Source organism: Dactylosporangium sp. CA-139114 (genome assembly GCF_050955725.1).
Classification (GTDB): Bacteria; Actinomycetota; Actinomycetes; order Mycobacteriales; family Micromonosporaceae; genus Dactylosporangium.
Map to the genome: position 1 here is coordinate 9265478 of NZ_CP192080.1, position 23870 is coordinate 9289347.

Here is a 23870-nt window from a genome sequence, read left to right on the forward strand (position 1 = left end):
CCAGAGCTCGAGATCAGCGAACAGCCGGGGTCCGGGGTAGACGGCAGCGTCAGGACCGAGAAGAGTCGCGGCCGAAATGTTGGCGTGAAAAAGAAGCGGGCGCTCCCCGGGAAACCCAGGGAGCGCCCGCCTCGATGGCGTAACAGGCGCGGGTTAGGCCGGGCCGCCCGGGGCGCCGTGGCAGCGCTTGTACTTCTTGCCCGAGCCGCACGGGCACGGCGCGTTGCGCGACGGACCGTTGCTCGCCGCCGCCTGGCCCGGTGAAGGCTTGCGCGCGCCCGCGTTCGGCGCCGGCGGGCCCGAGCGGCGGGCCGAGGGCGACGGCCGCTGGCCCGCGGCCGAGCCGTTGGCGCCGCCGGCGCCGGTGCCGAGGCCGAGGGCCGGGGCCTGCTCCTGCTCGATGACGACCCCGGACTCGCCGGCCGCGCCGTCGATGGTCGGGGCGGAGTACTGCAGGGCGCGCGGCGCGCGGTTGCCGCCGAGGCCCTTCGCGCGGATCTCGACGTGCGGCTCCGGCAGGGGCACGGCGGGAGTCTCGTCGTCCGCCGCCTCGACGGCCACGGACTCCTCCACCGCCTCCTCGACGTGGACCTCGAGGTTGAAGAGGAAGCCGATCGCCTCCTCCTTGATGCCCTCCTGCATCTGCTGGAACATGTCGAAGCCCTCGCGCTGGTACTCGACCACGGGGTCGCGCTGCGCGTAGGCCCGCAGGGTGATGCCCTCCTGCAGGTAGTCCATCTCGTAGAGGTGCTCGCGCCACTTGCGGTCGATGACGTTGAGCAGCACCTGGCGCTCGAGCTCGCGAACGGCCTCGGCGCCGAGCTCCTCCTCGCGGCGGTCGTACGCGCTGTGGGCGTCCTCGATGAGCTGGACGCGCAGGAACTCGGGGTCGAGCTGGCCGCCCGCCTCCTCCTCGAGGTCCTCGATCGTGACGCCGACCGGGTAGAGCTGCTTGAGGCTGGTCCACAGCTGCTCGAGGTCCCAGTCCTCCGAGGTCTCGCCGAGGGAGGTGGCGCCGACGACGTAGGCGCCGATGACGTCGTCGATCATGTTGCGGACCTGCTCGCTGAGGTCCTCGCCGTCGAGCACGCGCTTGCGCTCGGCGTAGATGACCTTGCGCTGCTTGTTGAGCACCTCGTCGTACTTCAGAACGTTCTTGCGGATCTCCGCGTTCTGCGCCTCGATCTGGGTCTGCGCGCTCTTGATCTGGCGCGTGACCATCTTGGACTCGATCGGCACGTCCTCGGGGATGTTGAACCGGTCCATGACCGCCTCGACCGCGCTGGCGCGGAAGCGGCGCATGAGCTCGTCCTGCAGCGAGAGGTAGAAGCGCGACTCGCCGGGGTCGCCCTGCCGGCCGGAGCGGCCGCGGAGCTGGTTGTCGATGCGGCGGGACTCGTGCCGCTCGGTGCCGAGCACGTAGAGGCCGCCGGCGTCGGTGACCTCGTCGGACTCCTGCTCGACCAGCTTCTCGAACTCGGGGAGGATCTCCGCGAACGCCTTCTCGTACTCCTCCGGCGTCTCCTCCTCGGTGATCCCGCGCTGGCGCAGCTCGGCGTTGGCGAGGTATTCGGCGTTGCCGCCGAGGAGGATGTCGGTGCCACGGCCGGCCATGTTGGTCGCGACCGTCACCGCGCCCTTGCGGCCGGCCTGCGCGACGATCTCCGCCTCCTTGGCGTGGAACTTCGCGTTCAGCACGGCGTGCGGGACGCCCTTGCGGCGCAGCAGCTGGGACAGCAGCTCGGACTTCTCGACGGAGACGGTGCCGACGAGGATCGGCTGGCCGAGGCTGTGGCGCTCGACGATGTCCTCGACGACGGCGTTGTACTTCGCCTTCTCCGTCTTGTAGATCACGTCGGGGTGGTCCACGCGGATCATCGAGCGGTGCGTCGGGATGGAGACGACGCCCACGCTGTACACCTTGTTGAACTCCGCGGCCTCCGTCTGCGCCGTTCCGGTCATGCCGGAGAGCTTGGAGTAGAGGCGGAAGAAGTTCTGCAGGGTGATCGAGGCGAGGGTCTGGTTCTCCTGCTTGATCTCGACGCCCTCTTTGGCCTCGATGGCCTGGTGCATGCCCTCGTTGTAGCGCCGGCCGTGCAGGATGCGGCCGGTGAACTCGTCGACGATGAGGACCTCGCCCTCGTTGACGACGTAGTCCTTGTCGCGCTTGTAGAGCTCCTTGGCCTTGATCGCGTTGTTGAGGTATCCGACCAGGGGCGTGTTCACCGACTCGTACAGGTTTTCGATGCCCAGCTGGTCCTCGACCTTGGCGACGCCGCGCTCGGTGACGGAGATGGTCCGCTTCGACTCGTCGACGTCGTAGTCGGCCTCGCCCTCCTTGCCCCGCTTGAGGCGGTTCACCACGCGGGCGAACTCCTGATACCACCGGGCGGACTGCTCGGCCGGGCCGGCGATGATCAGCGGGGTGCGGGCCTCGTCGATGAGGATCGAGTCGACCTCGTCGACGATCGCGAAGTTGTGGCCCCGCTGCACGAGCTCGTCGCGCGACCAGGCCATGTTGTCGCGCAGGTAGTCGAATCCGAACTCGTTGTTCGTGCCGTAGGTGATGTCGCACTCGTACGCGGCCTTGTGCGCGCTGGAGGGCTGGTTGGGCAGCACCGTGCCGACGGTGAGGCCGAGGAAGCGGTGGACCCGCCCCATCCACTCGGCGTCGCGCTGGGCCAGGTAGTCGTTGGTCGTGACGACGTGCACGCCCTTGCCGGACAGCGCGTTGAGGTAGGCCGGGAGCACACAGGTGAGGGTCTTGCCCTCACCGGTCTTCATCTCGGCGATGTTGCCGTAGTGCAGGGCCGCGCCGCCCATGATCTGCACGTCGTAGTGGCGCTGGCCGAGCACCCGGGAGGCCGCCTCGCGCGCGACCGCGAACGCCTCTGGCAGGATGTCGTCCAGCGTCTGACCGTCGGCGAGCCGCTCCTTGAACTGCACGGTCATGCCGGCGAGCTCTTCGTCGGTCAGGTCGGCATACTCGTCCTCCAGCGAGTTGACGGCGTCGGCGACGGCCTTCAACCTGCGCACCATCCGGCCCTCGCCGGCGCGGAGGATCTTCTCGAAAATCGACACGGGTCAGCGCTCCCTCAAACGTCTGCGACCCATCGTAGGCGGCTTTCCCGCCGACCTGCCGCCCCCGCCCGGCTACTCTTCGGACACTAACCCCCATACTAGGACAAATCACCCGAGGTACCGCGGAAATATCCGTCTCAGGGCGCCGGACGTACGGCAGGATCGGCGTTCATGGACCCCATCGAACTCGCCACCGGTGACGGGCTCGTCCTGCGCGCCTGGCAGCCCGAGGACGCCGAGGACGTCTACCGGGCGTGCCAGGACCCGCGCATCCAGCGCTGGACCACGGTGCCCGTCCCCTACCTGCCCGAGCACGCCGAGGACTTCACCGGCGCGGTCACCCGGACGGCGTGGGCGACCCAGACCTCCGCCCCGCTGGGGGTCTTCGACGCCCGCTCGGGTGAACTGCTCGCCTCGTCCGGGCTGGTCGCGCTGGACAAGGCGGGCGGCAACGGGGAGCTCGGCACCTGGGTGGCGCCGTGGGCGCGGGGCCGCCGGGTGGCCGAGCGGGCCGGGCGCGCGGTCGCGCACTGGGCGTTCGAGGTGCTCGGCCTGCGCCGGCTGACCTGGCGCGCCGAGGTGGGCAACCACGCCTCCAAGCTCACCGCCGAGCGGATCGGGTTCACCTTCGACGGGGTCGCGCGCGCCGCGCTGCCCGCGCGCGGGGGCGGCTTCGTCGACGGCTGGCACGGCGTGCTGCTGCCCGGCGAGGTCTGCGATACGCCGCCGGCCTGGGTGGCGCCGGGCGGCCCGGGCGCGCGGCGGGCCCAGGCGCTCAGCCACCCGCCGGGGCGCCTGCCGGCCGGCCCGTGCACGCTGCGCCTCCTGCGCGAGAGCGACCTGGACGACGTCGTGGCCACCTTCCGCGACCCGGGCACCGTGCAGTGGACCTCGATCCCGCTGGACTACGGCCCCGAGCAGGGCCTGGACTTCATCACCCACGCGTATCCGGCGATGTGGCTGCGCGGCACCGGCGTCGGCTTCGCGTTCGCCGACGGCGACGACCGCTTCGCCGGCACCGTCGACCTGCGCATCAGCGCGCTGGACCCGGTGACGGCCGAGGTCGGGTACTCCGCGGCGCCCTGGGCGCGCGGGAAGGGCTACACCACGGAGGCGGTGCGGGCCGCGTGCGGATACGGTTTCGAGCGGCTGGCGCTGGGTCGCATCGTGTGGCGCGCGCACGTGGGCAACGACGCGTCCCGCCGGGTGGCGGAGAAGGTGGGGTTCAAGGTGGAGGGCGTGCAGCGCGACAGTTGCGTCCAGCGCGGCGAGCGCGTCGACGGCTGGGTGGCCACGCTGCTGCCGGGGGACCTCTCGTGAGCGTCGAGCTGCGCATGTGGCGCCCCGAGGACGCCGAGGCCATCGTCGCCGCCGTCGACGACCCGACGACGCGGCGGTACCTCCCCATGCTCCCGGCCCCGTACACCCACGCGGACGCGCTGGCCTTCATCGAGCGGGGCGCCAACGAGCGCGCGGTGGTCGACGGGGCCACCGGCGAGGTGCTCGGCTGCATCGGCTTCATCCCGCGCGGCCCCGGCGTCGCCTCGATCGGCTACTGGGTCAGCCCGGCGGCCCGCGGGCGCGGGGTCGCCTCGGCCGCGCTCGGCCGGCTGAGCCAGGAGCTCTTCAAGGGCGAGTTCCATCGGCTGTACCTCGAGATCGAGGCCGAGAACATCGCCAGTCAACGGGTCGCGGTGACGGCCGGCTTCATCCGCGAGGGCGTCGCGCGCGGGGGCGGGCGGCGGCCGGACGGCTCGCGGTTCGACATGGTGGTCTGGGCGCGGCTCGACGACGATCCGGCCGGCCCGAGCCCGCGGGCGCTGCCCGACCTGCCCGGGGGCCGGCTCACCGACGGCGTGGTGACCCTGCGACCCCTGGTGCCGGCCGACGCCGGCCCGACGTACACCTTGCGGATCCGTCCCGACGTGAGCGGAAGGTCCGTCGTCGCCGCCCCGCTGGACCTGGCCGTGGTCGAGCGCCACTGCGCCGAGTCCGCCGCGAAGTGGCTCGCCGGGCAGCGGGCCGAGCTCACCATTCGCCGGGCGTCCGACGAGGAGTACCTCGGCGAGATCGCGCTGTTCTACTCCGAGCCCGCGCTGCGGGAGGCGATGATCGGGTACAGCCTCACGCCCGAGGCGCGCGGCCACGGGTACGCCTCGCGAGCCGCCCGCCTTGTCACCGGCTGGGGCTTCGAGATCGGCATGGCCCGCATGGTCGCCGGCACCGCCGTGGACAACGTGGCCTCCCAGCGCGTGCTGGAGGCGGCCGGGTACCACCGCGAGGCGCTCCAGCTCGCCCGGCTCCCCGGACCCGACGGGGGGCGAATCGACAACGTCGCGTTCGCCAAGGTGCGCCCCGCGGGCACCTGAACGTCACGTGACGCCGAGCCTCCCGCCGCCGCGCTCGTGCCCGCCGGCTCGACGCTCCTGCCCACGGTCCTCGCGCTCGTGGCCCTGGCACGGCGCGGCGCGGCGCGGCGCGAGCGTCGCGCACCGGGCGGGCGGCCGGTGCGGACGGCAGCGCGGGCCGGCGAAAGCGGCGCCGGCCGGCGAAAGCGGCGCGGGCCGGCGGTGCGGGGTTGGACAACCGGCCCCGGTGGGTCGCCCGGGGCAGCGGGGGGCCCACCGGGGCACGGTCGTGCTCGGTGCGATGCTCGACGACGGTCCGGCGTCGAGCCCGCTACAGGTGTTCGGCGTGGGGCTGCGGCTACATGCCGAGGCTCATGACGCCGTAGTCGTACGCACGGCGGCGGTAGACCACGCTCGGGCGCCCCGACTCCTTGTCGTTGAACAGGTAGAAGTCGTGGCCGAGCAGCTCCATGTGGAACAACGCATCGTCCACGGTCATCGGCTCGCTGGGGTGCTCTTTCTCGCGCACGATGTGCCACGGCTGGTCGTCGGCATCCTCGATGAGCTCGAAGCCCTCGGTACGCTCCTCGGCCTGGGCCGGTGTTTCGGCCCGGGTGGCGAGCGCGGTCGCGGTGTACCGCTCGGGTGGCGTGAATGCGAGTGACGCGGTCGCGGCGGCGACGGACACCGGCGCGTGCCGGCCCCGGTGCACTCGCCGCCGGTCTGCGGCGCGGCTCAGCCGCCTGTCAAGCTTGCTGATCGCGACGTCCAGGGCGCTGTAGAAGTCGGCGGCGCAGGCCTCCGCTCTGATCACCGGACCACGCGAGTAGCACGTGATCTCGACTCGCTGACAGTGATCGGATTGGCGCGGATTGCGCTCGTGAAACAACTCGACGTCGACGCTGATGAGCTTGTGGTCGTAGCGCTCGATCTTCTGAAGCTTTTCTGCCACATGCTGCCGGTAGTGATCGGGCACCTCGACGTTGCGGCCCTTGACGACGATGTCCACTCCTGACCTCCCCCACGGGTTCTTCCAAAGGATCGGGTTCGGGTTTCGGTATCGAGACTCGGCCGGAAACGCGCCTCCCCAGAGGCTGAGCCCCACGCGGCACGCGACCGAACAGCGGGTGTCAGATCCTCCCTTCGCGGCCTTCTCGCCGCGGCTCGCCAAGAGCGCCGCCGTGGCAAGCATTGGTCGTCTCTCGACGTTAAACCGAGGACAGCCGCTAGTCACCCCCCGTTCAAAAGAACGATCAGTTCCCGGCCCGAAACCCACCCCGAGGGATTACCCCACGCTACGCGGGAAGTAACATTCGGTATAAATCGACCAAACTACGTGATCCATTGTTGACGTAGCGTAGTGCCGCGTTCCGTCCACCCGGCCCGCCGAAGTCCACTCGGCAACGCCGGGAGCCTCGAATTCCGGCTCACGGCCCGCATCCCGGCTCACGTCAACGACTGCCGCCTCCCGACCCGCGCAGGACCGAGCACCGGGTCCCGCGCAGGGCCTGACATCGGATCCCGCGCAGGGCCTGACATCGGATCCCGCGCCGCTCAGCCGTCGCCTCGCTTGCCCGTTGCCCAGCCAGCACCTCGCCGCGCCGCGTCGCGTCCGGCGCCGACACGACGGGTCCCGTCCCGCTGCGTGGCGGCGAGCACGGCCGCCCCGTCGACCCGCACCCCCGCCGCCGCAAGCCGATCCGCCGCCGCGGCCAGCGTCACGCCGGTGGTGACGATGTCGTCGAGGAGTACGACCGCGGCGCCCTCCCGGTTCACCAGAGCCCGCAGCGCCGCCGCCGGCCGGGCTCGCACCGCGAACGCGTGCCGGGCCGCCACCGCGCGCCGCGCGGCCGTGAGCTCCGCCGAGTCGTCCTGCCGAGGGAGCGCCCGCAACGGCCGCGCGATCGCCACCCCGGGCCGCCCCCGCGCCGCCGCCCGGGCCAGCCGGAGCATGTGGTCCCCGTGCCGCCGCCGCACGGCCGCGGCCGTGGCGGGAACGGGCACGAGGACGACCGGCCCACCGGCCGCGGCGCGCTCCACCACGCGGCCGAGCTGAGCCCCGAGCGCCCCGGTCAGTTCGTGGCGATGCTTCTCCTTGTACTGCACGATCGCCCGCCGGACCGCCCCCGCATACGCCGCGAGCGCGAACGTCACCGGCATCCCCTCCGGCGCAGGATCCGGCGAGGTCCGCTGCGGCCGGGCCGCGTCCATCGCCGAACGGCACCGCTCGCACAACGCCCGCGCCGAGGGCTCGTCGCACCCCGCACACGTGGCCGGCAGCACCAGGTCGAGCAACGACTCCGCCAGCCCGCGCAGCCCCCGCATCACGACCCGGTTCAGTCCGCGTAGAAGGGGGCAGTGACCAGCGAGGCGGGGTTCTGTTCCGGAGACACCTGAATGGGGTCATTGCTCGTGGAGTACATGCGCTGGGCCACTCCGTTCGCCTCGGAGACGATCGAGTAGTCCAGCGGGAAGCCCGGACGGTTCACGCGCGTCACCAGCTCGGTGACCTCCGTCGCCGCGTCCGTCGTGCGCGAGAAGGCCGGCAGCGGCTCCTCCTGCGCCCCGTCGATGGTGACGGCCACGATGTTGTACCGCGGGCCGTCGTTGCCCACGCCGATCGGGTGCACCGACCGGGGAGACGGCTTGCCGCCCACGGCCAGCGTCGTCTCCGTGAGCCAGCCGACCGCCTGGTTGTCGCCGAGCGACGTGGTCACCGGCTGCACCGTGCCGATGCTGAACTTGTTGCTGTCCTTGTCGTAGAGCAGCGGCGCGACCATGAGCTGGCGGTTGGAGATGAACGCGATGCGCCGGCCCTCGGGCGCCACCGCGAAGGCCGTGATCGCCGCGCTCGACGTCGCGCCGAGCTCCACGGGGTCGTACTCCTTGTTGCCCTCCTCCGTGCGGCTCACCCACAGCTGGTTGCCATCGGCGATCATCAGGCGCTTGACGGGATAGCTGATCCAGGCCGGCCGGCTCAGCCGCGGCGCGGCGATGCCGACGTCGGCGTATTTGGGCGTGCTGCCCACCGACTGGTCCGGCGCGTAGACGAGCAGGTGCTGCTCGCTCTTGCCGGCGGTCTGGGACTTGGTCACGAGCGCCGCCCGGCTGCCCTGCCGGTTGATCGCCGCCGACACGACCCCCTTGTTCTGACCGCCCGGGGCGAAGAGCGGGTTTTCGGTCACGCCCGAGCCGAGGGTCATGCTGCGCACGGCCTCGTTGACGATCACGTAGACCTTGCCCTGATCTACCGTCGCCGCCTCGACCGCGGGGTTGTAGTCGACATACCCCTCCGTGTCCACCCCGAAGTCCTGGGTCTCGATGGCCAGCTTCACCGGCTTGTGGTCGGGCAGCGACCAGCGGATCTGCCGCGCGAGCCGGATCAGGTCCTCCCTGCTCTGCCCGGCCGCCTTGCCGCTGAGGTTCACCTTGACGTCGGAGTCCTCGAGGACGGGGTTGTCCTTGACCTCGAACGCGTCGGCCCACTTGTTCACCACGGGCGACAGCAGCTGCCCCGGGCCGCGCTGCAGCCACCGCATCGTCTCGGCCACCTGCTTGGCCGGCGACAGCGAGCTCGGCATGTATCGCAGATCCGGCACCAGCCGCGGGCTGTCGCCCCCGTTGCTCCAGAAGTAGATGGGCTGCTGCGTATACCACTCCCGCAGCCCCGACTCGCTCATGTAGATGTAGTCGGTCGGCACGTCCTGCAGCCGGCGCTGGCCGCCGACCAGGACGGTGGAGAAGGTCGCCGTCGGCAGCGTGCCGCTCGCCCAGCGGGTGACCTGGCCGCTCTCGTTCAGCACGCCCAGAGGCGTCAGCTTCACCTCGGCGGTGTCGCGGCCGTTGCCGTTGGGGACCGGCTCGATGTGCGGGTCCCGCACGATGACCACGCCGCCCGGCTTCTGCGGCTTCCAGGCCTCGGCCGTCGCGGCGACCATGAAATGCTTCATCCGGTCCAGCGCGTCTTTGTTGGCGTCCGGCTCGCCCCCGTCACCGCCGCCGCCCAGGTTGGCCCCGACCGACGCCTGCAGGAACCGCTCGATCAGCTGCTCCGAGGTCATCCCGTCGGTGGGCTGCGGCGGCGTCTTCTGGCCGCCCTGGGCCGCGGCCGGGCTCTGCGCCGGGCCCGCGTATCTCGGCTCGGTCTGCGACGGCAGCCCGCACCCGCCGCCGATCACGGCGAACGCGGCGAGCGTCGCCACAGTGGCCAGCCCCCGCCGCAGCCGGGCGGCCACGGCGGTCCGGGCAGCCGCGGAAGGACGGAACGAGCGGGTCACGGGGTCTCGCCGATCAGCGCGGCCTCGTCGGCGCGGGCGTCGTCCGGCACCAGCCGCAGCGGCGAGGAGACCAGCCGGTCCCCGCTGCGGGCCGGCAGCGTGAGGCGGAACTGGGCGCCCTTGCCGGCCGCGCCCCAGGCCTCCAGCCAGCCCCCGTGCAGGCGGGCGTCCTCGAGGCTGATGGACAGGCCGAGGCCGGTCCCACCCGTCTGCCGGGCGCGCGAGGGGTCGGCGCGCCAGAATCGGTTGAAGACCAGCTTCTCCTCCCCCGGCTTGAGCCCGACGCCGTGGTCGCGGACGGTCACGGCGACGGCCGAGCTGTCGGCGGCCAGGGTGACCACGACCGGCTTGCCCTCGCCGTGCTCGACCGCGTTGCCGACGAGGTTGCGCAGCACGCGCTCGACGCGGCGCGGGTCGACCTCGGCGATGACCTCACCCTCGGGCACGACGACCTTCAGCTCGACCTTGCACCGCTCGGCGAGCGACAGGAGCTGGTCGGTGACCCGCCGCACGACGGGGACCAGGTCGGTGGGCTCGGCGTCCAGCGCGGCGAACCCGGCGTCGAACCGGCTGATCTCCAGCAGGTCGGTGAGCAGGCCCTCGAACCGGTCGAGCTCGGCCTGCAACAGCTCCGCGCTGCGGGCCGCGGCCGGGTCGAACTCGTCGCGCGAGGCGAAGAGCAGGTCGGCCGCCATCCGTACGGTCGTCAGCGGCGTGCGCAGCTCGTGCGACACGTCGGAGGTGAACCGCCGCTGCAGCCGGGACATCTCCTCCAGCCGCACGATCTGGCGCTGGAGGTTGGCGGCCATCTGGTTGAACGCGGCGGCGAGCCGCGCCAGGTCGTCCTCCCCGCGCACGACCATGCGCTGATCGAGCAGGCCGGCCGAGAGCCGCTGGGCGGTGCGCGCGGCCACCCGCACGGGCGTGACCACGAGCCGGGTCATCATGGCCGCGATGAGGGCGAGCAGCGCGACGAGCGCGATGCCGGTCCCGGTCACGACGGCGCCCGTGAACCGGACGAGCTCGTCCTCGTTGTTCAGGGGAATCACGTAGTACAGCTCGATCGGCACCGAGCCCACCGCGACGGGGGTGCCCATCACGAGGTATTTCTGCGTGCCGTCGCCGATGTCGAGCGTGGCGAGCTGCTCGTAGGTGCCGCCCTTCGACCCGACCACGAGCGACCGCAGGCCTTTGACCTGCGGGTCGTCCATCACGTCCTTGTCGCGGGTGGGCGGCCAGGAGGCGGCGAGGGGCCCTCTGCTGCGCAGCATGACGACCTCGGCCTTCTGGTTGTTGATCGACCCGTAGAGCTGGGTGACGACGTTCTTCACGCTCGGCGGCAGGCCGGGGTCGTCGGGCTGGGTGAAGCCCGCGAGCTCGCGCATCGCGTAGGCGGCCCCGCTGTCGATCATCGTCTTGGACTGCTCGAGCTTGCTCTGCAGCACGCCGTTGCTGATCAGCGACGCGACCGTGTAGCTGAAGGCCAGCACGAGCGCGGCGGAGAGCGACAGCGTGATGCCGACGACCCGGAACTGCAACGAGCGGCGCCACTGCCGGCGGGCGACGGCCCAGAGCCGCCACAGCCGCCGGCTCATGGCCTGCGGGACGAGCCGCCGGGGTCGCAGACGGCGGGCTCGAACGATGATGGGGTCGATGCGCACCACGGACGGCCTATCCGGTCCCGGCCTTGTAGCCGACGCCGCGCACGGTCAGGATGATCTCCGGCTTCTCGGGGTCCGGCTCGATCTTGGCCCGCAGGCGCTGCACGTGGACGTTGACCAGGCGCGTGTCGGCCGCGTGGCGGTAGCCCCAGACCTGCTCGAGCAGCACCTCGCGGGTGAACACCTGCCGCGGCTTGCGGGCGAGCGCGACCAGCAGGTCGAACTCGAGCGGGGTGAGCTTGACCTCCTCGCCGTCGCGCATCACGGTGTGCGCGGGCACGTCGATGGTGATCTGGTTCCCCGGCGGCCCTATGGTCAGCAGCTCCGGCGCCACGTCCTCGCCCCGGCGCAGCCGCGCGCGCATGCGGGCGACGAGCTCCTTGGGCTTGAACGGCTTCATCACGTAGTCGTCGGCACCCGACTCCAGGCCCAGCACCACGTCGACCGTGTCGCTCTTGGCAGTGAGCATCACGATCGGCACGCCCGACTCGGCCCGGATGGACCGGCACACGTCGATCCCGCTCATCCCGGGAAGCATGAGGTCGAGCAGCACGATGTCGGGGCGGGTGTCCCGGAAAGCGGCAAGAGCGCGCTCACCGTCTGCGACGAAGGACGGCAGGAAGCCTTCGCTGCGCAGGACGATGCCGAGCATCTCGGCGAGGGCGGGGTCGTCGTCGACCACCAGGACACGGGCTCTCATGCGGTCCAATATTTCACCTCGGCGGGCGAAGTTGGGAACCCGATCGCCGATCTTGGAATTTTCGCGCCCTGTAGTGTCGATACCATGACTCTGGGTAATCAGGCCACCCGGAGTCGCGCGGGCCGACTACGGTGTCCCGCGTGGAGGAGTCCCGGGCCGTGATACCGATGCGTCCGCTCACCTTCGGGGAGCTGCTCGACGCCGCCGTGTCGCTCCTGCGCGCCCAGGCCCCGCTGCTGCTCGGCACCGCCTTCGTGCTCTGCGCCGTCCAGCAGGTGCTGCTCTTCCCGCTGCGGGAGTGGGGGCACATGCGGCCGCCGGCCTACTGGCTCGACCTGGACGACCATCCCGCCGAGTCCTGGCTGGTGTTCTGCGTCTCCATGGCGCTGGAGGCCGGGATCCTGGCGCTGCTCGGCGGGTTCGCGGGCGCCGCGGCCGGGCCGGGCCTGCTCGGCCGCAAGGCTCGCGGCCGCGACCTGCTGCGCCAGGTGGCCCGCCGCGCGCTGCCGCTGCTCGTGATCGCGCTGACGGCCACCGCCCTCATCTTCGTCACCGCATGCATGCTCATGCTGCCCTGGCCGCTGCTCTACGGGCTGCTCGGGCTCGCGCCGGCCGCGCTGGTGGTCGACCGCGTCGGGCCGTTCGCGGCCATCGGCCGCTCGTTCAAGCTCGCCGGGCGCGGGTTGCGGGGCATGTCCATCCGGGTCGGGGGCTACGTCAGCTGGGCGGCCATCCGCATCGCCCTCGGCCTCGGCGGCGGAGCGCTGCTCGAGATCTGGCTGCGGCCCCACACCACCGGCTACGCGATCGCCCTGCTCGCCGTCTGGGTCATCGTCGACACGGTGGCATACGCGATGCTCGCCTGCGTCGACGCCGTGCTCTACCTGGAGATCCGGATGCGGGTCGAGGGGCTCGACGTGGCGATCGGGCGCCTGCGCCGCCTCGGCCGCCCGATCGACCTGGCCGGATCGGTCATCCTCGGGGCGGCGGTCCGATGACCCGGGCCTGGGCCGGCTTTCTGCAGGCCGTCGACGACCTGATCGGCGTGCCGCTGGCGACGCTGCTGCTGATCGTCGCCGGGCTCGCGTTCGGCCTGCTGCACTACTTCTACCCCAGATGGATTCCCCGGCGCTTCCCGCGCCTGCGCCTGCGCCGCCGGCGCAGGTCGAAGCAGGACAGCGAGCAGCTCGACGTCGATCTCGGCGCGGACGAGGAGCCCGAGCCCGAGGCGGAGCCGTCCGACGGCGAGGGGGTCCCCGAGCTGCCCGCGCACGTGTTCGCCTCCCTGGCTGACCGGCTCGCCGCCGAGGGCCGCTACGCCGAGGCCGTCCGTGAGCGGCTCCGCGCGATGGTCCGCGGCCTCGTCGAGCGCCAGGTCCTCGAGCACGCGCCGGGGATGACCGTCACCGAGCTGGCCCGCGCGGCCGGCGCGGCCCGCCCCGCCGTCGAGGAGCCCATGCGCAGCGCGTCCGGGATCTTCTCCGACATCTGGTACGGCGAGCGCCCCGCCACCGCCGAGCACGACAATCGCATGCGGGAACTCGCCGCAGAGGTCGGCCGATGACCACCACGACGACGCCGTCCGCTCCGACACCGTCGGCCACGGCGAGGAAGCCGAAGAGGCCGCGCAACTGGCGATGGCTGCGACTCGTCGTGCCGCCGGCGGCCGCGCTGCTGCTCGTGCTCGTGGGCACGCTCGTCTACCAGGCGGGCGAGCCGAGCGACGACGACCCCGCGTTCCTCTCCCCGACCAACCGGGCCGGCATCGGGTCCGCCGACCTCGCCGACCGGGTGCGCCGGGCGGGCGTCGAGGTCGCCGTCGAGCAGAAGAGCTCGGACGCGCTCGTCGCCGCCTCGGCCGGCAACGCCACGCTGTTGATCACCACGCCGCGGCTGATGCAGCGGTACTACCTGCGCATGCTCAAGGTCCTCCCGTCCTCGACCCGGGTGGTGATCGTCGAGCCGAACGCGAGCGCGATCGTCGACGGACTGCTGCCGATGCGGGGCGCGAGCCGCAACTACATCGCCAGGACCGCCGCGCCCGGCTGCTCCTACGCGCCCGCGGCCAAGGCCGGGACCGCGGCGGTGGTGCGCACCCGCTACGGCCCGCTGGACGAGGACCTCGGCCGCGAGGTCGCGCGCTGCTACGCCGACTCGCTGGTGGTCTACGAGCGCGCCGCCGTCACCGTGACCGTCGTGGGCTCGGCGGACGTGTTCCGCAACGACCGCATCGGCGAGCACGGCAACGCGGCGCTCGCCACCGGCCTGCTCACCGCCGCGCCCCGGCTCATCTGGCTGGACCTGCACCGGCGCGAACCCCCGCCCGGCATCACGAACGACCCCGCCCTCGCGGGCGCCCCGGGCGCGCCGCCGTCGCTGCGCCCCGTCGACCCGTCCAACCCGGCCGACCCGGCGGACCGCGACTTCCCGCAGCCGGGCCCGCGCGCCACCGGCAACCAGCCCACCGGCCAGACCAGCGCGAACCACGAGGACCCGAAGCCGCCGCGGGAGCCGCCCAACCCGCTCTGGAGCGCGTTCCCGCCGTGGACGTACGTCGCGACCGCCCTCGTCGTGCTCGGCGTCGTCGCGCTCGCGGTGGCGATGGCCCGGCGGCTCGGCGCGCCCGTGGTCGAGCCGCTGCCGGTGGTCGTGCGCTCCAGCGAGACCGCGATCGGCCGGGGCCGGCTCTACCAGCGCGCGAAGGCCCGCGGCGAGTCGCTGCAGGTGCTGCGCGACGCCGCCGTGGTCCGGCTGATCAGGCTGCTGCGCCTCGCGCCCGACGTCGAGCGGCCCGTCCTGGTCGCGGCGGTCGCGGCGAGCAGCGGCTGGCCGCCGCCCGCGGTCGAGCACACGCTCTTCGGGCCGCCGCCCGACACCGACGACGAGCTGGTGAACGCGGCGCTGCGCCTCGAGCAGCTGGTCAACGCCGTCACGACCGAACAACCCGGGACGCAGCCGGCCCCGGCCGCGCCATTCGAAGGAGAGCCACGGTGACCGACATCGCCACCCCGCTGATCGAAGGCTCGCCGGAGACCGGCGCGCAGCAGGCCCGGGCCGCGCTCGGGCGCCTGCGCGCCGAGGTGGCCAAGGTCGTCGTCGGGCAGGACGCGGTCGTGACCGGCATGGTCATCGCGCTGCTCGCCCGCGGTCACGTGCTGCTGGAGGGCGTGCCCGGCGTCGCCAAGACGCTGCTCATCCGCACCATCGCCGCGGCGCTGGACCTCGACTCGAAGCGGGTGCAGTTCACCCCCGACCTGATGCCCGGCGACGTCACCGGCTCGCTGATCTTCGACGCCCGCACCGCGGAGTTCCAGTTCCGCGAGGGGCCGGTCTTCACCAACCTGCTGCTCGCCGACGAGATCAACCGGACCCCGCCGAAGACGCAGGCCTCGCTGCTGGAGGTCATGGAGGAGCGGCAGGTGTCGGTCGAGGGCACCGCGCGCCCGCTGCCCGACCCGTTCCTGGTCGCCGCGACGCAGAACCCGATCGAGTACGAGGGCACCTACCCGCTGCCGGAGGCCCAGCTCGACCGGTTCCTGCTCAAGCTCACGGTCCCGCTGCCGACCCGCGACGAGGAACTGGGCGTGCTGCGGGCGCACCACCGCGGCTTCGACCCGCGCAGGCTGCGCGAGGCCGGCGTGCAGTCGGTGGCCACCGCGGCCGACCTGGCCCTCGGGCGCGCCGCGGTGCAGCGGGTGCAGGTGGCCGACGGCGTGCTGGCATACATCGTCGACCTCTGCCGCGCGACCCGCACCTCGCCGTCGCTGGAGCTGGGCGCCTCCCCGCGCGGGGCGACCGCCCTGCTGGCCGCGTCCAAGGCGTGGGCCTGGCTCACCGGGCGCGACTACGTGACCCCGGACGACGTGAAGGCCCTGGCCCGCCCGACGCTGCGCCACCGCGTGTGCCTGCGGGCCGAGGCCGAGCTCGAGGGCGTCACCACGGACAACGTGCTCGAGTCGGTGCTGGCCACCGTGCCGACCCCGCGATGATCACCTGGCGGGCCGCGGCGCTGCTCGGCGGCGGGGCCGTGATCCTGGCGCTCGCCGGCATCGTCGCGGGCGACGCGATCCCGGCCGCCGGGCTGTGGGTCGCGGCCGGGGTGCTCGTGCTCGCCGTCGCCGGCGCGTGCGCGCTGGACTGGCACAACGCCGCGTCGCCGAAGCTGCTGCGGATGAGCCGCACCGGCGAGCAGTCGCTCTGGCTGGGCGAGTCCGGCCAGGTGAGCCTGCTGCTGCAGAACCGCTCCGACCGCGTCCTCACCGGCAGGGTGCGCGACGCCTGGGTGCCGTCCGCGGGCGCCGCGCCCGCGCTGCACGACGTGCGGATCGAGCCGGGCCGCGCGGTCGCCGTGGCCACCACGCTCACCCCGACGCGGCGCGGCGACCGCCCGGCCGTGCGTGTGCTGGTGCGCTCGGTGGGGCCGCTCGGGCTGATGTACCGCCAGACGAGCCGGCGGACCGCGGACCGTCTCACGCCGGCGTGGCGGTTGCGGGTGTACCCGCGCTTCCACAGCCGCCGCCTGCTGCCGGAGAAGCTCTCGCGCCTGCGCGTGCTGGACGGCTCGGTGGTGACCCGGGGCCGCGGCCAGGGCACCGAGTTCGACACGCTGCGCGAATACGTGGTCGGCGACGACGTGCGCTCGATCGACTGGCGGGGCAGCGCCCGGCGCTCCGACGTCGTGGTGCGCACCTGGCGGCCCGAGCGCGACCGGCGCCTGGTGTGCGTGCTCGACACCGGCCGCACCTCCGCCGCCCGCATCGGCGACGAGCCCCGCCTGGACGCGGCCATGGACGCCGCCCTACTGCTCGCGTCCGTGGCCGCCCGCGCGGACGACCGCGTCGACCTGCTGGCCGTGGACACCGCCGTGCGCGCGTCGGTCACCGACGTCGACAAGCGCACGCTGCTGTTCCGCCTGGTCACGACCATGGCCCCGCTCGAGCCGGCGCTGGTGGAGACCGACTTCGGCCTGGTCGCGGGCGAGGTGCTGCGCCGCGAGCGCAAGCGGGCCCTGGTCGTGCTGTTCACCGCCCTGGAGCCCGGCGCGCTCGGCGAGGGGCTGCTGCCCGTGCTGCCCCAGCTCGCCGCGCGGCACAAGGTGATCGTCGCCGCCGTGCACGACCCGGAGCTGAGCCGCATGGCGCGCGTGATGCCCGACGCCACCCCGGCCGACGTGTACGCCGCGGCCGCCGCCCAGCGCGCCCTCGCCGAGCGCGACCGGGTCGCCGCCGCGCTGCGCCGCCACGGTGTCGAGGTCGTGGACGCTCCCGCGGACGAGTTCGCCTCCCGGCTGACCGACCACTACCTCGCGCTCAAGGCCACCGGCCGGCTCTGATCCGCCAGCCGCGGCAGCAGCACCGGGGTGGCGAGGATCAGCAGGCCCGCGACCAGCAGCGCCGTGCGCGGGCCGGTGAGGTCGGCGAGCACGCCGCCGAGCGCGCTCAGCACGGCGATGGACAGGCCGCTGCCGATCGACCAGGCCGACAGGGCGCGAGCGACGCGCTCCTTCGGAATCTCCTCGAGCCGGTACGCGGCCAGCACCGGGTTGAACAGGCTCATGCTCACGATGATCGCGAGCTCGACGGCGATCACGGTCGCGAGCCCGAGCGGCCCGGGCCGGACGAAGGCGAGGCCGACCAGCCAGACCACGCGCAGGGTGCCGACCACGCGCACGACCCGCCGCCGGCCCCAGCGGGCCACGACCCGCGGCGCCAGGCGCGAGCCGAGCAGCCCGCCGAGGCAGGGGGCGGCGAAGGCGAGCCCGTACTGCCACGGCGGAAACCCGAGCTCGCGCAGCAGGAGCACGGCCAGCAGCGGCTCGGTCGCCATGATCAGGCCGCTCACGAGCACCTGGTTCGCGTACAACAGCCGCAGGCCGGGATGGCCGAACAGCAACCGCCACCCGTCCAGCAGCTCGCCGAGCCGGGTCCCGCGGACGGCGGGTGCGGGGCGCTGCTCGCGGTCCCGGATCGCGGCGATCCCCAGGGCCGACAGCAGGTAGCTCGCCGCGTCCGCGACGACGCTCGCCACCGGCCCGAACAGCCCGACCGCGGCGCCGCCGAGCGGGGGCCCGACCGCGATGGAGCTCCAGTTCGTCGACTCGAACCGGGCGTTGGCCACGAGCAGGTCCGCGGGCTCGACCACCCGCTTGAGGTAGGCGCCGCTCGCCGAGTTGAACGCGATCTTGGCCGCCGCGACGACCGCCGAGACCACGAGCAGCTGGACGAAGCCGAGGAGCCCGATGGCGTACGCGACCGGAATGGTCATCATCGCGGCGAACCGGGCCACGTCCATGGCGATCATCACCGGCCGCTTGCGCCGGAACTCGACCCACGGGCCGAGCGGGAGCGCGATCAGCGCGCCGACCGCCGGGCCCACCGCCGAGAGCGCGGACACCTGCCCCGGGCCGGCGTCCAGCGCGAGGACCGCGATGAGCGGGAGGGCGCCGAAGCCGACTCCGGAGCCGTACGCGCTGACCGCGTACGCCGCCCACAGCCAGCCGAAGCGCGCACCCAGATCCCGTCGAACCACGCCGCCGATCTCAGCAGGCCGGGCCCGCCGCGATCAAACGACGCGCCCGCCGGGGCGCCACAACGGCCCGTTGTGCGCATAGGGTCGGCGGCGTGGACCTCGACGCCGTGCGTACCTTCGTCGCCGCCGAGGACGCCGGGCAGTTGCAGGCCGCCCCCGCGTGGGTCAGGCGGCCGGGAGCGACTCCTGGGCGATCTCTCCCTCGATAGCCGTCGACGCGCCGTCCAGGTGGGCCCGGCGCCCGAGCACGAAGACGTAGACCAGGAACGCGGCCCAGACCACGAAGCCGATGCAGTCGCGCACGATGTAGGGCAGCATGCCCGCCGGGGTCACGAACGCCTCCAGCAGGCCGCTGACCAGGAGCACGGCGACGAGTCCGAGGGCGACCAGCATGCCCTCCATCGCTGTGTCGGCCAGCGCTCGGCCGCGGGTGCGCAGCGGGCCCGGGGCGACCCAGGACCAGCCGATGCGCAGGCCCACGCCCGCCCCGACGAACACGGCGGTCAGCTCCAGCAGGCCGTGCGGGACGATCAGCCCGAAGAACGTGTCGGCGCGGCCGTAGCCGATCATGACCCCGCCGATGAGCCCGACGTTCATGGCGTTCTGGAACAGCAGGTACACGACGGGGAAGAAGACCACGCCCGAGGCCAGGCACTCGCCGGTGAGCAGCGCGTTGTGGGTCCACACGCGCAGGAACTGGTTCTGTGGGAGGTACTGGCTGTAGTAGCCCTCGAACTCCTCGTTGACCAGCGCGCTGATCTGGGCGTCGGAGAGGAAGTACCCGGCCACCGAGGGGTTCGCCGCCACGTATCCCATCAGCGCGAACGTGAACAGCGAGAACGCGGTCGCCACGCCGCACCACCAGGGCCACGCGCGGTACACGGCCATCGGGAAGGTGTGGGTGAAGAAGCGGACCACCGTGGCCGGCGAGAACGACGGGGCGCCCGTGAGCGCGTTGCGGGCACTCAGCACCAGCCGGGACAGGCGCGCGACCAGGATCGGGTCGGGCGAGCGGCTGCGGATGAGGCTCAGGTGCGTGGCGGCGCGCTGGTACAGCGCCACGAGCTCGTCCGCCTCGGCCGCGCCGAGCTTGCGGCGCTTCGCCAGCTCCTCCAGGCGCCGCCACTCGACGTTGTGCTCGGCGACGAAGGCGTCCAGGTCCACTCCGGCAGCGTAGACGGCGCCCGCACGCCCCGGGTGCCCGTTCTGCGCGGCTGCGGGCCCCGCGAGGTGCGCGTATGTAGCAAACTGTCAGCCATGACCGACCCCTCGGCCGCGGCCGCCCCCGGCGAGCGCCTCGTCAGCGGCGAGGCCGTCGAGCTCGAGGTGCGCGTGGCAAGGGCCGGTTCCCGCGTCCTCGCCCTGATGCTCGACATCGTGCTGCAGTGCCTGCTGCTGATCGCGCTGCTGTTCGCCACCGCCCTGGTGGTCTGGCTGACCCTGCGCGCGAACGTCTTCGACGGGGGCCTGTTCCAGGCGATCATCGTGATCCTGATGGCCGTGACCCTGATCGGGTATCCCGTGTTCTGGGAGACCCTCCTGCGCGGCCGGACGCCCGGCAAGGCGGCGATGGGCCTGCGCGTGGTCCGCGACGACGGCGGCCCGGTGCGCTTCCGCCACGCCCTCGCCCGCGCCCTGGTCGGCCTGGCCGTCGAGTGGCCGGGCCTGCTCTTCCCGGTGGTCTCCTGGCTGGGCAGCCTGGGCGTGCTGATGCTGAACCCGAGCGGCAAGCGCATCGGCGACCTCGTCGCCGGCACGATCGTGATCCACGAGCGCACCCCGGCCGGCTGGGGCTGGGTCCCGGCCATGCCCCCGCCCCTGGCCCGCTGGGCCGCCCTGCTCGACCTGACCGGGCTGGACGACAGCCTGGCGCTGGCCGTGCGGCACTTCCTGGCCCGCAACCGCGAGATCGCCGAGCCCGCGCGCACGGCCCTGGGCCAGGCCCTGGCCAGCGAGGTGTCGCAGCGCACGACGCCCCCGCCGCCCCCGGGCGTGCCGGGCTGGGCCTACCTGGCCGCGGTCCTGGCCGAGCGGCACCGGCGGTCGAGCCACCGCCTGGCGAAGGCCCGGGCGGCCTCGGCGGCGGTGTGGCCGGGGCTCTACGCGGTCGTCACGCCGCGCTTCCAGCCCCCGAAGCACCAGCCCGGCGTGACCAGCTCGTGGGCGCCGCCGCAGCCGCCGGCCGACCGGCCGCCGATGCCGCGCCCGCCGGTCCCGCACGCCTGATCCGACGGGTCCCGCATCAGTCGGAGCGCAGGCCCCACTCCCCGATGTTGTACGTCGGTCCCCACACGGACGGGTTGTCGCGGATGTTGGCGTACTCCGAGTAGGTGAACGTGAGCGTCGGGCGCTGCATGAGCGGCAGCACGTACGCGTCCTTCGTCAGCAGGTCGTCGGCCTGGTTCAGCAGGTCCGCCGCGTGCCGCGGGTCCACGTCCGTCGCCGCCGAGTGCACCAGCCGGTCCAGCTCCGGGTTCGAGTACCCGCCGTAGTTGCCCACGGCCCCGGTGGACCAGCGCCGCTCGGCCGCGCCCTGGTAGAGCGGGCCGTTGACGAAGTCGGCCAGCGCCAGGTCGAAGTCGGCGGAGGTCAGGGTCTGCGGCAGGCTGTCGGCGGCCTCGGGGTGGGCGTCGATGCCGATGTTCTTCAGCGCGGCCGAGATCAGCTCGGCCGCGGCCGCGCGGGTCGCGTTGCCCTTGTCGTAGCGCAGCCGCAGCGCCGGCACGGCCTCGCCCGCCTTCGTGGACAGGCGGCCGTTGTCCAGCTTGTAGCCGGCGGTGGTGAGCAGCTTCTTCGCCTTCTCCGTGTCGCCGCTGCCCTGGCCGGTGCCGGAGATCACGTCCTTGTAGGCGGTGTCGCCGGGGACGAAGTTGTGGCTGCCCAGCGGCTTGAGGTTCTTGTCGAAGGCGCCGTAGGTCTTCTCGAGCACCGTCTTGACGCTCACGGCGGTGAACAGCGCGCGGCGCAGGACCGGGTCGGCGAGGTACTTGTTGCGCACGTTGAGCGTCAGGTGCTCCCACGTGTAGCTCTCGCCCACCGAGTAGATCACCCCGGGCGTGGCGGACACGCCGGCGACGAGGGCCTGGCTCGGCAGCGGCGACATGCCGGTGAGCTCCTTGGCCTTCAGCGCGGGCAGGATCGCGCCGGGATCGGTGATGACCTTGAACGTGATGGTGTCGAGGCTGGGCTTGATCTTGCCGTACCACTTGTCGTTCTTCTTGAGCACCACGCTCTGACCCTGGTTGTAGCTGTCGACCTGGTAGGGGCCGCCGGACCAGGTCGGCACCGTGCGGGCGAACCAGTCGGACGCGGCCGCGACGCCGGCGGGCTTGGCCAGGTCGAAGCCCTGCTTGGTGGCCAGGTGCGAGGGGTACAGCCCGTCGTTGGAGAAGAGGCCCTTCCAGTCGCCGAAGGTCTTGCCGTCGGTGAAGGTCATCGTGACGGTCTTGCCGCCGTCGGAGCCGACGATGCTCTTGATCACGTCGTAGCCGGCGGTGGCCGCGGGCGTGCAGTTCGAGCAGTGCAGCGGGTTGCCCGAGTTCTGCTTCCACGCGAAGAGGAAGTCGTCGGCGGTGATCGGGATGCCGTCGCTCCAGACCGCGTCGGGACGGATCTTGTAGACGATCGTCTCGGGGTTCTGGTTGGTGATGTCGGCCGAGCTCACCAGGTCGGCGTTGAGCTGGAGGCGGCCCTGCGGGTCGACCTTGAACACCTGCGGCAGGAGGCCCGACAGCGCCTGCTTGGTCGCGGGCGAGGCGCCGTCGCGGGTGTTCACGTTCCAGTTGGCGATGGGCTGTTCGAGGCCGTACGTGTATGCCCCGCCGAGCTTGAGATCGCCACCGTTGCAGGTGGTCGGGTTCTTCTCGCAGTCCGCGAACCCGATGGTGGCCGTCGGGGACGGCTTGCTGGAGCCGCCGCCGGTGCACGCGCCGAGCAGCAGCGCGGCCGCCGCCAGCGCCGCGATCGAGCCCCGCATCTGCCTTCCAGTTACAAACGCCACCCGGCCACCATAGGGGGCGGGCCTAGACGAAGAGGGCACGACCCCACGAGTCGTCCGCGGCGGAGACTCCGGGTGGGCAGGCGAACAGGCCGCTGGAGACGTGCCGGATGTACTCGTTGAGCGCGTCCTGCCGCGACAGCCGGGTCTGGATCGGCACGAACTGCTTGCGGGGGTCGCGCTGGTAGGCGATGAAGAACAGGCCCGCGTCGAGCCGGCCCAGGCCGTCGGAGCCGTCGACGAAGTTGTAGCCGCGGCGCAGCAGCCGGGCCCCGTCGTTGAACTGGGGGTGCGCGAGGCGCACGTGGGAGTCCCGCGGGATCGTCTCACCCGAGAAGTCCGGCTCGTCGAACTCGCCCGCCTTGCCCAGTGCCGCGCCCTCGCCCTTGTTCCGGCCGATGATCGCCTCCTGCTCGGCCAGGGAGGTGCGGTCCCACGTCTCGATCACCATCCGGATCTTGCGGGTGACCATGTAGGAGCCGCCGGTCATCCACTCCGGGCCGTCGCCCGGCTGCACCCAGAGCTGCTCGTCGAGCAGCTTCGTGTCCTCGGCCTTCAGGTTGGCCGTGCCGTCCTTGAAGCCGAACAGGTTCCGGGCGGTCTGCTGGGTCCGCGACGTCGAGGAGGTCCGGCCGAACCCGAGCTGCGACCAGCGCACGCTCACCACCCCGAAGCCGATGCGGGCCAGGTTGCGCACCGCGTGCACGGCCACCTGGGGGTCGTGCGCGCACGCCTGCACGCAGATGTCCCCGCCGGAGATCTCGGGCTTCAGCGCGTCCTTGGCGAACTTCGGCAGGTCGGCCAGCGCCTCGGGGCGCCGGTCCGCGATGCCGAAGCGGTCCTTGCCCTCGGCCGTGCGGAAGAACGTCGGGCCGAAGCCGACGGTCAGCGTCAGCCCGGACGGCGGCAGCCCGATGGCCTCGCCGGTGTCGTCGGGCGCCGCCTCCGGCACCCCGTTCACGGCCCCGATGGCGCCGGCGTCCTGCCCCGCCGTCATCCGGGCCGCGGCCGCCGTCCACTTCCGCAGCAGCTCGGCGACCTCGGCCTTCTTGTCCGTGATCACGTCGAACGCGACGAAGTGCAGCCGGTCCTGGGCGGGCGTGACGATCCCGGCCTGCCGGGCCCCGTAGAAGGGCACCGACGCGCCCGGGTCGCTGGCCCGGGCGGGCGGCGGGTCGTCGAAGACCTGCAGGCCGACGGCCCCGCCGGCCGCGGCCCCGAGGGCCCCGGCTCCGGCGAGTCCGAGCATCTTGCGACGATCCATGGCGAGAACTCCGG

General features: G+C 72.7%; 18 protein-coding genes. 8 read left to right on the plus strand and 10 right to left on the minus strand.

Features of this window, described 5'->3' with window-relative positions:
• Positions 1 to 153: 153 nt before the first annotated feature.
• Positions 154 to 3081: a preprotein translocase subunit SecA gene (gene secA, locus ACQP2P_RS41625; RefSeq protein ID WP_433610560.1), complete on the minus strand. Its 2928-nt coding sequence runs from the start codon at positions 3079 to 3081 to the stop codon at positions 154 to 156.
• A 171-nt stretch (positions 3082 to 3252) separates the two neighbouring features.
• On the opposite strand from secA, the gene ACQP2P_RS41630 reads away from it, so the two are divergent.
• Both ACQP2P_RS41630 and ACQP2P_RS41635 read left to right on the plus strand, forming a co-directional pair.
• On the plus strand, positions 3253 to 4401 hold the full coding sequence (locus tag ACQP2P_RS41630) for a GNAT family N-acetyltransferase (protein ID WP_433610562.1): 1149 nt from the start codon (positions 3253 to 3255) through the stop codon (positions 4399 to 4401).
• Positions 4398 to 5450 carry a GNAT family N-acetyltransferase gene (locus tag ACQP2P_RS41635; protein ID WP_433610564.1) on the plus strand — a complete coding sequence of 351 codons (1053 nt, stop codon included), beginning with the start codon at positions 4398 to 4400 and terminating at the stop codon, positions 5448 to 5450. The genes ACQP2P_RS41630 and ACQP2P_RS41635 overlap by 4 nt, the downstream gene beginning before the upstream one ends.
• A 337-nt stretch (positions 5451 to 5787) precedes the next feature.
• On the opposite strand, the gene hpf is transcribed toward ACQP2P_RS41635, so the two are convergent.
• The 5 genes from hpf to mtrA all read right to left on the minus strand — a co-directional run bounded on the left by hpf (position 5788) and on the right by mtrA (position 12067).
• Positions 5788 to 6438 (minus strand): ribosome hibernation-promoting factor, HPF/YfiA family, encoded by a 651-nt coding sequence (gene hpf / locus ACQP2P_RS41640; protein ID WP_433610566.1) that lies wholly within the window; start codon positions 6436 to 6438, stop codon positions 5788 to 5790.
• A 545-nt stretch (positions 6439 to 6983) separates the two neighbouring features.
• Positions 6984 to 7754: a ComF family protein gene (locus tag ACQP2P_RS41645; protein WP_433619499.1), complete on the minus strand. Its 771-nt coding sequence runs from the start codon at positions 7752 to 7754 to the stop codon at positions 6984 to 6986.
• 11 nt (positions 7755 to 7765) lie between these two features.
• Positions 7766 to 9706 carry an LpqB family beta-propeller domain-containing protein gene (locus tag ACQP2P_RS41650; RefSeq protein WP_433610568.1) on the minus strand — a complete coding sequence of 647 codons (1941 nt, stop codon included), beginning with the start codon at positions 9704 to 9706 and terminating at the stop codon, positions 7766 to 7768.
• Positions 9703 to 11301: an MtrAB system histidine kinase MtrB gene (gene mtrB, locus ACQP2P_RS41655; protein WP_433619501.1), complete on the minus strand. Its 1599-nt coding sequence runs from the start codon at positions 11299 to 11301 to the stop codon at positions 9703 to 9705. Before mtrB ends, ACQP2P_RS41650 begins: the two co-directional genes overlap by 4 nt.
• A 76-nt stretch (positions 11302 to 11377) precedes the next feature.
• Positions 11378 to 12067, minus strand: coding sequence for an MtrAB system response regulator MtrA (gene mtrA, locus ACQP2P_RS41660; protein WP_223098678.1), 690 nt, complete (start codon positions 12065 to 12067; stop codon positions 11378 to 11380).
• Positions 12068 to 12207: 140 nt separating this feature from the next.
• Here mtrA and ACQP2P_RS41665 point away from each other — a divergent pair, with 140 nt between their 5' ends.
• From ACQP2P_RS41665 to ACQP2P_RS41685, 5 genes are read left to right on the plus strand one after another with little or no spacing between them, the layout of a single operon-like run.
• Entirely contained in the window at positions 12208 to 13065 is an 858-nt protein-coding gene (locus ACQP2P_RS41665; RefSeq protein WP_433610571.1) for a hypothetical protein, read from the plus strand.
• Positions 13062 to 13631 (plus strand): DUF4129 domain-containing protein, encoded by a 570-nt coding sequence (locus ACQP2P_RS41670; protein WP_433610573.1) that lies wholly within the window; start codon positions 13062 to 13064, stop codon positions 13629 to 13631. Before ACQP2P_RS41665 ends, ACQP2P_RS41670 begins: the two co-directional genes overlap by 4 nt.
• Positions 13628 to 15061, plus strand: coding sequence for a DUF4350 domain-containing protein (locus tag ACQP2P_RS41675; protein WP_433610575.1), 1434 nt, complete (start codon positions 13628 to 13630; stop codon positions 15059 to 15061). Before ACQP2P_RS41670 ends, ACQP2P_RS41675 begins: the two co-directional genes overlap by 4 nt.
• Positions 15062 to 15066: 5 nt before the next feature.
• The gene (locus tag ACQP2P_RS41680; RefSeq protein ID WP_433619503.1) at positions 15067 to 16056 is read left to right on the plus strand and encodes an AAA family ATPase; all 990 of its coding nucleotides are present in this window, start codon (positions 15067 to 15069) and stop codon (positions 16054 to 16056) included.
• On the plus strand, positions 16053 to 17399 hold the full coding sequence (locus tag ACQP2P_RS41685; protein ID WP_433610577.1) for a DUF58 domain-containing protein: 1347 nt from the start codon (positions 16053 to 16055) through the stop codon (positions 17397 to 17399). Before ACQP2P_RS41680 ends, ACQP2P_RS41685 begins: the two co-directional genes overlap by 4 nt.
• Here ACQP2P_RS41685 and ACQP2P_RS41690 read toward each other — a convergent pair.
• Positions 17366 to 18595, minus strand: coding sequence for an MFS transporter (locus ACQP2P_RS41690; protein WP_433610579.1), 1230 nt, complete (start codon positions 18593 to 18595; stop codon positions 17366 to 17368). The genes ACQP2P_RS41685 and ACQP2P_RS41690 overlap by 34 nt on opposite strands.
• Positions 18596 to 18760: 165 nt before the next feature.
• Complete coding sequence (locus tag ACQP2P_RS41695) at positions 18761 to 19759, minus strand: stage II sporulation protein M (protein WP_433610581.1); 999 nt, start codon at positions 19757 to 19759, stop codon at positions 18761 to 18763.
• A 93-nt stretch (positions 19760 to 19852) separates the two neighbouring features.
• On the opposite strand from ACQP2P_RS41695, the gene ACQP2P_RS41700 reads away from it, so the two are divergent.
• Positions 19853 to 20821 (plus strand): RDD family protein, encoded by a 969-nt coding sequence (locus ACQP2P_RS41700; protein ID WP_433610583.1) that lies wholly within the window; start codon positions 19853 to 19855, stop codon positions 20819 to 20821.
• A 16-nt stretch (positions 20822 to 20837) separates the two neighbouring features.
• Here ACQP2P_RS41700 and ACQP2P_RS41705 read toward each other — a convergent pair whose 3' ends face one another.
• Complete coding sequence (locus ACQP2P_RS41705) at positions 20838 to 22595, minus strand: ABC transporter family substrate-binding protein (protein ID WP_433610585.1); 1758 nt, start codon at positions 22593 to 22595, stop codon at positions 20838 to 20840.
• Between the two features lie 22 nt (positions 22596 to 22617).
• Positions 22618 to 23856: an iron uptake transporter deferrochelatase/peroxidase subunit gene (gene efeB, locus ACQP2P_RS41710; RefSeq protein ID WP_433610587.1), complete on the minus strand. Its 1239-nt coding sequence runs from the start codon at positions 23854 to 23856 to the stop codon at positions 22618 to 22620.
• Positions 23857 to 23870: the final 14 nt, after the last annotated feature.

What these genes read in the sequence shown, in the direction of transcription:
- ACQP2P_RS41675 (WP_433610575.1), top strand. Translation starts at nt 13,628, where the DNA reads ATGACCACCACGACGACGCCGTCCGCTCCGACACCGTCGGCCACGGCG.
- mtrA (WP_223098678.1), bottom strand. Translation starts at nt 12,067, where the DNA reads ATGAGAGCCCGTGTCCTGGTGGTCGACGACGACCCCGCCCTCGCCGAG.
- ACQP2P_RS41685 (WP_433610577.1), top strand. Translation starts at nt 16,053, where the DNA reads ATGATCACCTGGCGGGCCGCGGCGCTGCTCGGCGGCGGGGCCGTGATC.
- ACQP2P_RS41700 (WP_433610583.1), top strand. Translation starts at nt 19,853, where the DNA reads ATGACCGACCCCTCGGCCGCGGCCGCCCCCGGCGAGCGCCTCGTCAGC.
- ACQP2P_RS41630 (WP_433610562.1), top strand. Translation starts at nt 3,253, where the DNA reads ATGGACCCCATCGAACTCGCCACCGGTGACGGGCTCGTCCTGCGCGCC.
- efeB (WP_433610587.1), bottom strand. Translation starts at nt 23,856, where the DNA reads ATGGATCGTCGCAAGATGCTCGGACTCGCCGGAGCCGGGGCCCTCGGG.
- mtrB (WP_433619501.1), bottom strand. Translation starts at nt 11,301, where the DNA reads ATGAGCCGGCGGCTGTGGCGGCTCTGGGCCGTCGCCCGCCGGCAGTGG.
- ACQP2P_RS41670 (WP_433610573.1), top strand. Translation starts at nt 13,062, where the DNA reads ATGACCCGGGCCTGGGCCGGCTTTCTGCAGGCCGTCGACGACCTGATC.
- ACQP2P_RS41645 (WP_433619499.1), bottom strand. Translation starts at nt 7,754, where the DNA reads ATGCGGGGGCTGCGCGGGCTGGCGGAGTCGTTGCTCGACCTGGTGCTG.